Genomic DNA, 1,631 nt, shown 5'->3' on the forward strand with positions numbered 1-1,631 from the left:
TTACTTTAGCCTGCAAATAAAAAGTCAAGACTTAATGGGGAAAAAAATATAAAATTTTACATGGTTAAAATTAGGCACTAAAATAAGACCACCACAAGCAGTGCTGGTCTGCAAATAAAAGTTTTGAATTAGCTTGACTCAGAAAGAATACAGAGATATTCCTTCACTCGTCCATAATAAATTCTGAGAAATTTATTAGCGCCTGCAGTCATGTAAACATAGTACGGTTTACCCTGGGCACGTTTTCTGTCCATGAATTGATATACAGGATCATCTTGCGGCATTGTTTTAATAAGAACATCCATTACTTGAAAAAGAGTCTTTCTTAAATTTGAAGACCCACGTTTGGATGTTGGAACACTTTTTTGTGCATAGGAGCCAGACTCGTTTACGCCAGGATCTACCCCGGCGAAAGCAGTAAGGGCTCCTTTATGTGTAAATCTGGTTATATCACCGATCTCAGCCATAAGCTGTGGACCAAAAGATGGACCAATCCCTTTAAACTGCATAACAATCGGGTACTCTGGAAGTTTTGAGGCGGTTTCATTCATGAGAATGCGTATTGTTTCGACGGTAGCGGAAGTGCTGTTAAGCTGAGCGATAGCTTGTCTAATGATGCGTTTGGTTATTTCGTTTTTAGGAAATACCGGGACAAGTTCCGTTGCCTTGGTATAAATTTCTTCGGCTTTTGATTTATTGAAGATATATTTTTTTTGCTTGCACCAGTTTTGATAGTGTTTAACAAAAGAATTTAGAGACATTTTACGAACGCAATCTACATGCCAATACGTATAGACAAAATCAACCCATTTTTGGGAGCCATCACTGCGGGGTGGACTATTAAAATAAGTATTTGCATTTGGGTATGTCTGGTCAATGAGATTAATAAGATTATTTTTCATAGCCGTTTTTTGTTTCACATAGAAATGAAACTGACGATTCATGGCCTTTAGTTGTGTGCGCAATTCATCCACAATACTATATGGTTTAAGATTTTGCCATTTGTCAAGAGCATAGCGGGCGATCTTGATGGAATCAGCTTTGTCAGATTTAACTTTGCGAAGAGAGTCATTATTAAAGTTTTTGACTAGCTTAGGATTAACAGCACTGACAAACAGACCAGCTGCTGAAAATTGCTGAGCAAGTACTTCGTAATAGTGTCCGGTGTGCTCCATTACAATTCGTGATTCACCTTCGATAGAGTGAATAAGTTTAATTAGTGAAAGGATATCACTGGATGTGTGCTTGATCTCAAAAGGAGAGGATACAATCTCACCAAATGGTCTTAGAATTGTAACCATGCTTTTACCTTTTGAAACATCAATACCTACTGCGTTCATAAATTTGTCACTCCTTAAAAATATTACAATGGATAAATACCAGATTTACTCATTACCTGCTCAAACTACTGTGTGTGACACGAATGCACTTAATGTGATTCAACCTGCATAAAACGAACACTGTGAATGAGGAGCTGGTTATCAGTCTAAAGTACGGACGCTAAGTCTAGTGATGAAGTCGATATACCATTGCATCCTACATTCTAACAGTTTAAGTAATGAGATGGATAAATCCTTACTGGATGTAAGGGGATTACCCATAAGTATATTGTAGTAGTGATGAGTTAGGTG

The 1,631-nt window shown here is 37.5% G+C and carries 1 protein-coding gene; it reads right to left on the reverse strand.

The window, feature by feature from the left end:
• Positions 1 to 128 precede the first annotated feature (128 nt).
• The gene (locus DWX91_RS16230; RefSeq protein ID WP_118539829.1) at positions 129 to 1,340 is read right to left on the reverse strand and encodes an IS110 family transposase; all 1,212 of its coding nucleotides are present in this window, start codon (positions 1,338 to 1,340) and stop codon (positions 129 to 131) included.
• Positions 1,341 to 1,631 lie beyond the last annotated feature (291 nt).

The organism is Clostridium sp. AF22-10, assembly GCF_003478725.1.
GTDB lineage: Bacteria > Bacillota > Clostridia > Lachnospirales > Lachnospiraceae > Otoolea > Otoolea fessa.